Genomic DNA, 6,318 nt, shown 5'->3' on the forward strand with positions numbered 1-6,318 from the left:
CTTTTGATCTATAAAAGCAAAATCAAAAGATCGCAGCCTTCGGCAGCTCCTACAAAGGTATTAATCAACCAAAGTGCAGGCCATGACCACTGCATCTTCCCGCCCGCCCACCGCCGGGTAGTAATCCCGTCGACGACCAATCTCGTTGAAACCATACCGCTCATACAGCTTGAACGCTGCGGTGTTACTGTCGCGTACTTCCAGAAAACATTCCCGAGCGTCGGCCTTGTAAGCAATCGACATCAAATGCTCAAGCAGCGTCAAACCCAGGCCACGGCCCTGGTTTTCCGGTTTGACGGTGATGTTCAGCAGGTGCGCCTCATCAAGAATGATCTGCACGACACCGTGCCCAACCTGCTGCTGTCCTTCGAACATCAGCCAGATCTGGTACTTGCCCAAGCCATCAAGAAAAATCCCGCGAGTCCAGGGATGGCTGTAGGCCGCGTACTCAATCTTGAGAACAGTTTCCAGGTCCGCCTCGGTCATCGGGCGAAACGATACAGCGTCACTCATTCGATTCTTTCCAGCGCGCCATCAGCCGACGCATGGCTTGCCAGACATCAGCCTTACGCTGTGGCTCTTCCATTAATAACTCCAGGCCCGGCAAGGCCCAGACCGAACCCAGGCCTTCAACCTGCAGTTCACGATTGAACGACTCGGCATCCGCCTCACCGGCGAAACGCACCGCCGGCAGGCCGATCAGCCACAGGCAGACGCACGGGGCGTCTTCCAGGCGAGCTGAGACAAAGCCCTGCACGAAATCGCGGGCGGCTTCCGGACCTTGATCCATGTTGCCCCGCACCAGCAGCGGCCATCGTACCGGCTCACCGACGATCTGCGGGCTGTCCGGCAGACCAGCGGCGCGCAGCATGTCCTTGAGTAGCAAATAAGCGGGATCACGGGTCTGGAAAGCTTCGCCTGTGGGTAACTCGACCAGCAGCAGGCAGCGTCCGGCCCGCAACAATTGCAGCGCGAAGCGCGGTGGCGGCACGACAGGCGCCTTGACCGCGACGGGCGCGTCTTCGGCCTCAGTCACAGGTTTTGCCGCGGTACGCGTGCTTGCCGACGAGGGTCGCGGCACTTCGATTTTCACCCGTTCGGCGGGTTTGACCACGGGTGCCACAGGCGCTTCAACCACAGGTGCCAGCGCGACAGGCGCGACGAAAACCGGCTCGGGCATTTCCAGTAGCTCGGGCCGCGACGGCGCAGCAAAGGGCAATTCGGTGCGCGGCAGCCAGTTGACCACCTGCATGGCGGTCAAATAGGCGCGGCGACGGGACTCGATAAGCAAAGGTCGGCCACTTGTGGATAACTAAAGTGCGCTGATTCTACCGCCGTTCCCTCAAGATCGCTTGCTGTTGATCGATGCTCTTTACCGAAAGAATGCGACAGCCCGTCCCGAGAGTGAATCGCATCGCGCCTGATGCAGTACAATCGCGGCTTTTAATCGCCAACCAGCCGGCCATTCCGATGATCGAACCCAAGCGCGTCTTGCGCGCCCTCGCTGAACACTGGGCACTTCTGGAGCCACTGTGCGAGCATTTCGACCAAGGCACACTGAGCCTCAACGAATTGCGTTCACAGTTGGCCGCCCAGCAACTGGACAGTACGCCGCAGGACATCACCAGCCTGCTGGACGTGTGGATTCGCCTCGATATTCTGGTTCCAGTGGCAAAAAGCCCGAACCGTTTCGAGCTCAACGCGCAAATCCACGATTTCCTCGCTTACCTGCGCCGTGAACACCGTTTGGGCCTGTGCCTGGAAATCGAAGCCTATCTGCGCCACCTCGAACGCCTGGCCGGTTACATTCAGGACGCCTTCGAGATTCGTGATGGCAACGATCTGGCGCGACAGTTGCGCCTGCTTGATATGCGTGTTCGCGATGTACTGAAAAAGCTCGCCAACGACGAACAGGCCCTGGTGGCCGTCGCCGAAAGGGCCAAGACCAGCGATCGGCAGATTCCATTGCGTCAGCGTTACGCTGAAGTACTCGCGACCTGGGACGAATACGTCGAGCCGATGATTCAGCTGGTGAATGCCGACGGCGCCTTCGAACAAGGCGTGCGCAAGGTCGAAAACGTCCTGCTGAAAATGCTCACCGAACAGCAACGCCTCGGTCATCTGGTTGACGACGACATGTTGTTGCGCACCCACGCACGCATTCTCGAAATGCAGACCAGTGCCCAGCTGACCTTGCGTCACGCCCGCGAACTGCTATTGCCACTGCGTGAAGAAGCCCGCCGCCACAACGCAGTGACCCGTGGAGCGGCATTGGCGCTGTCGATGATCCGCCGTAAAGGCATCGACGCCGTGCCGCAAGCGGCCATGCCGATGTTCACCCGACCGCAAAGCACTTTCCTCGGCAGCGCCAGCCAGGTCGAAGCATACGTTTACGCCCTGGCGCGTTTTGAACCAAAGCCGGCACGCTTCCCCAAAGCACACAAAACGCAGAAAGGTGAAGCCCCGCGTGCACCACGCACTGTTCGGGAAATGCTCGAGCGCTGCGAAGACGCCCTGCCGATGCCGGACCTGATGACCTGGCTTCTGGAGCAGGAACCGGACGGCGCTACCGATGAATTGCTGTACTGGTTCTCGCGCCTGTCCCGGGAAAAACGCTTCAAGCGCGAGCGCCTGGAACGTCGCGATTACTTCACACACGAGCATCAGGTCAGCCTGCGCTCCTTCGCCCTGCTCTCGGCCGGCCCCGAGGCCGCCGAGAATTCTGCGAGCATTCCACATGCATCTTGATCTATCCGAACTGTCCCAGCTGGCACCGATCTTTCGTGAGCTGTTCAAGGGTTACCACGTCAGCCGCCGCGATCCGGAGCTGTACGCACAGCTGTCGAATTTCCAGGACCAGTACCGCACGCTATTCAAGGCCCTGGGGTTTGAACTGGTCTGCGACACCCGTGGTTTCTACTACTTTGTGCCGGATCTGGCCGCGGCTACCGTGAACAAAACCGCGCAACGTCTGGCGCTGTTCACCTTCATTCTCGTCGAGCACTTGGCCGACCAGGGCCGCGACCCGATCTCCGTGCTCGATGGCGGCAGCCTGGGTCGCGATGAATTGCCGTCGTTGCTGGAAAAGTACCGCGATCTGTTCATCCAGGCCGAAGTGCAGACCCAGGACGAGCTCGAAGAAAAGATCATGCGCCGCATGACCCAACTCGGTTTCGCCAGCGAAGAAAACGGCGTCTACCGTTTCCTGCCGCCGATGCACCGTTTCCTCGACGTCTGCCTGTCGGTACAGCAGGACCGCGATCTCGCCGCCAGCCTGCATAGCGTCCTACCGCTGCCGGTGCCGGTACTGATCGATGAAGACAGTGACGAAAAACTGCTGCAGACCGACGACCCGCTCGACTTGAGCGAATTCGACGGTGAAAGCGAAGAAGACGCTCTGGCCCGTGCCATTGCCGAAGAACAGGAGCTCGACGCATGAGCAAGGAACGTTACGGCATCCGCCGCTTTGCCCTTTTGAACACTGCCGGCTACAGCCTCGGCCTGTTCCCGCTGGAAGAGCCCCTGTCGGTCTACGGCGCCAACAACCTCGGTAAATCCGCCTCGATCAACGCCTTGCAGTTCCCGATCCTGGCGCGTATGTCGGACATGAGTTTCGGCAAATACAGCTTGGAACAATCGCGGCGTTTCTACTTCGCCTCCGACACCAGCTACATCCTGGTCGAAGTGAACCTGCCCCACGGCCCACACGTGATCGGCGTGGTCGGTCGTGGACCGGGCGGTGGTTTTGGTCACCAGTTCTTTGCCTACGCCGGCAAACTGGACCTGGCCCATTACCAGAAAAACGATACCTGCCTGCGCCAGAAAGAACTGTTCACCAACCTAGAGCGCGAAGGCCTCAAAGCCTACGAACTCAAGCCTGATGAACTTCGTCGTTTGCTGGTCGGTGGTCACACTTCGATTCCGCTGGACCTGACGCTGATCCCGCTGCGCTCCACCAGCGAGCAAAGCCTGAAGACCTTCCGCGCACTGTTCATCAACCTGCTGCACATGCGCGAAATCACCGCGGCCAAGCTCAAGCAGCTGTTCCTCGACGCTTTCGAGCACAGCCTGCGATCCGGTAGCGTGGATTACATCGCCGCGTGCGAAGAAGCCTTCCGCGACGTACGACGCATGGAGCAGGACTACAACTCCCTGGTTGCTGCCGGACCCTTGGTCGAAGCCTTGGCCAACGGCGTGAAGCAACGCGACATTCTGCGCGGCAAGCTGCACCGGATCTCGCCATTGCTCGATTCTTTGCTTGGCACCTGGTCGGACTACGCCAGCGCGCGCAAGGAAGAACTGACCATTCAGGCCGAGCACTACCGCAACGAACAGGACGCACTGCAAAACGATCAGCGCGGTGGCACCCAGGAGTTGATGCGTCTGGAGCGGGAAATCAGCGGCATCCAGCGCTGGCTGGGCGAGCTGTCGGTGCTCAAGCATCGCTTTGCCTTGGTCGATGACGTCAAGGTACTTGAACAGCAACTGTTGGCGGCCAAGGACGCTCACGATGAACTGGCCGGTGCGCTGGCACAGTCCCGACAGTTCAGCGCCGAAGACCTGGAAGAACGTCTGCGGGATCTGGAAAAACGCCTGAAGTCGGTCAAGCAGCAACTCGATCACGCCGACAACAACAGCTACGCCCGCCTGCGCGAGGAGTTTTCGCAGCAGGACGTCGAGCGCCTGATGCGCCTGTTCAACAGCGCGCTGTTCAGCCTGCCGCTGGGTGAGCATGGCATCACCCTCGACGAGAACGGTGATTGGGTGAAATCCGTGGAGCTGATCCTCGACGGTTTCAAAGGTGAACGGTTCGAAGTGCCGGGGCTGTCCATCGACATCTCCCACATCGAACCACCGGCCTTGCAAGCGCTGGCTGACCGCGCCGCGTTGCGCGATCAGAAAGAGCGCCTGGAAAAAGAACTCAAGCAACTCAAGACCCAACAAGCCGTGGCTGCCGACCGCGCCGCGAGCAAGACCCAGACCGAAGCGCTGTACCAGCAAGTGTTGGACGCGCAGAAAGCGTTGGAAGACTTCCGACGCGCGCAAACCCTGAGTGCCGAAGAAGGCGACAAGCTTGAGCAACTGGCGCAGATGGAAGCCGCGCAGGACGAACTGAAGCGCTCCAGCGATGCCTTTACCGAGCGCGTTCAGCAACTGTCGGCCAAGCTTCAACTGGTCGGCCGGCAGATCGGCGACATGGAAGCCAAGCAACGCACCCTCGACGACGCACTGCGCCGCCGTCAACTGCTGCCGGCGGATCTTCCGTTCGGTACGCCGTGCATGGACCCGATCGACGATTCCATGGACAACCTGCTGCCACTGCTCAACGACTATCAAGACAGTTGGCAGGGCCTGCTGCGCGCCGACGGCCAGATCGAGGCGCTGTACGCGCAAGTCCGCCTCAAAGGCGTGGCCAAGTTCGACAGCGAAGACGATATGGAGCGTCGCCTGCAACTGCTGATCAACGCCTATGCACACCGCACCGACGAAGCCCTGACTCTGGGCAAGGCACGCCGTGCCGCCGTCACGGATATCGCCCGGACCCTGCGCAACATCCGCAGCGACTACGACAGCCTCGAGCATCAACTGGCCCTGTTCAACCGCGAGATCAACAAGCGCCAGGTGTCCAACCTGCAAAGCTTCCGTATCGTGCTCGCGCCGAACAAGGAAGCGCTCAAGCACATCGACCAGATCATCCACAGCGCTGGCCAGTACGAAGAAGGTGAAACGCTGTCGGTGTTCGACCTGAGCCAAAGCGCCGAGCAGGACAACAAGAACGAAGAGGCCAAGGAATACCTGGCGCGACTCGTGGCGGCCAACCACAACCAGCTCGGTCTGAAGGATTTGTTCGAACTGGCGTTCGAAATCACCAAGGTCAACGGCCAGCCGGTTATCCACACCGACATCGACGGTGCAGCCTCCAACGGCACCACCATGACCATCAAGGCGCTGACCAACATGTACTTGTTGCTCCACTTGATGGATCGCGATCTGGCCGGACGCGTACGCCTGCCGTACTACCTCGATGAGGCCGCGGACATCGACGAGAAGAACCAGGCCGCACTGCTGGAGACCAGCCTGCAACTGGGCTTCGTGCCGATCCTGGCGAGTGTGAAGCCGCAGGTCTGCGCCAGTGTTGCCATCGACCTGGAAGGCGGCAGCGGTCCGGCGGGCATCTACATTGATGAGGCGGACTGGAAATACATTCGTCGACACGATCAGGTCAGGGCGACGGTCAACGTGGAAGCGGATGAGCCGGAGCTGGATGCGGTTTGATTGCTTCTAGTTGATGGAAACAAGAAGGCCGCGATCCTCATG

5 protein-coding genes are annotated in these 6,318 nt (G+C 60.0%); 3 read left to right on the plus strand and 2 right to left on the minus strand.

What is annotated here, in order from left to right:
* Positions 1-60: 60 nt before the first annotated feature.
* Both rimI and ACRESJ_RS10565 read right to left on the minus strand, forming a co-directional pair.
* Positions 61-513: a ribosomal protein S18-alanine N-acetyltransferase gene (gene rimI / locus ACRESJ_RS10560; protein ID WP_007978046.1), complete on the minus strand. Its 453-nt coding sequence runs from the start codon at positions 511-513 to the stop codon at positions 61-63.
* Positions 506-1,252 (minus strand): energy transducer TonB, encoded by a 747-nt coding sequence (locus tag ACRESJ_RS10565; RefSeq protein WP_431757855.1) that lies wholly within the window; start codon positions 1,250-1,252, stop codon positions 506-508. The genes rimI and ACRESJ_RS10565 overlap by 8 nt, the downstream gene beginning before the upstream one ends.
* A gap of 218 nt (positions 1,253-1,470) precedes the next feature.
* On the opposite strand from ACRESJ_RS10565, the gene mksB reads away from it, so the two are divergent.
* From mksB to mksF, 3 genes are read left to right on the plus strand one after another with little or no spacing between them, the layout of a single operon-like run.
* The gene (mksB, locus tag ACRESJ_RS10570; protein WP_431757852.1) at positions 1,471-2,748 is read left to right on the plus strand and encodes an Mks condensin complex protein MksB; all 1,278 of its coding nucleotides are present in this window, start codon (positions 1,471-1,473) and stop codon (positions 2,746-2,748) included.
* Complete coding sequence (gene mksE, locus ACRESJ_RS10575) at positions 2,738-3,439, plus strand: Mks condensin complex protein MksE (protein WP_431757853.1); 702 nt, start codon at positions 2,738-2,740, stop codon at positions 3,437-3,439. Before mksB ends, mksE begins: the two co-directional genes overlap by 11 nt.
* The gene (gene mksF / locus ACRESJ_RS10580; protein ID WP_431757854.1) at positions 3,436-6,276 is read left to right on the plus strand and encodes an Mks condensin complex protein MksF; all 2,841 of its coding nucleotides are present in this window, start codon (positions 3,436-3,438) and stop codon (positions 6,274-6,276) included. Before mksE ends, mksF begins: the two co-directional genes overlap by 4 nt.
* Positions 6,277-6,318 lie beyond the last annotated feature (42 nt).

This window comes from Pseudomonas sp. (assembly GCF_050739655.1).
Lineage (GTDB): Bacteria > Pseudomonadota > Gammaproteobacteria > Pseudomonadales > Pseudomonadaceae > Aquipseudomonas.

Coding starts and splice junctions, on each gene's coding strand:
- ACRESJ_RS10565 (WP_431757855.1), bottom strand. CDS start 1,252: ATGCAGGTGGTCAACTGGCTGCCGCGCACCGAATTGCCCTTTGCTGCG.
- mksB (WP_431757852.1), top strand. CDS start 1,471: ATGATCGAACCCAAGCGCGTCTTGCGCGCCCTCGCTGAACACTGGGCA.
- rimI (WP_007978046.1), bottom strand. CDS start 513: ATGAGTGACGCTGTATCGTTTCGCCCGATGACCGAGGCGGACCTGGAA.
- mksE (WP_431757853.1), top strand. CDS start 2,738: ATGCATCTTGATCTATCCGAACTGTCCCAGCTGGCACCGATCTTTCGT.
- mksF (WP_431757854.1), top strand. CDS start 3,436: ATGAGCAAGGAACGTTACGGCATCCGCCGCTTTGCCCTTTTGAACACT.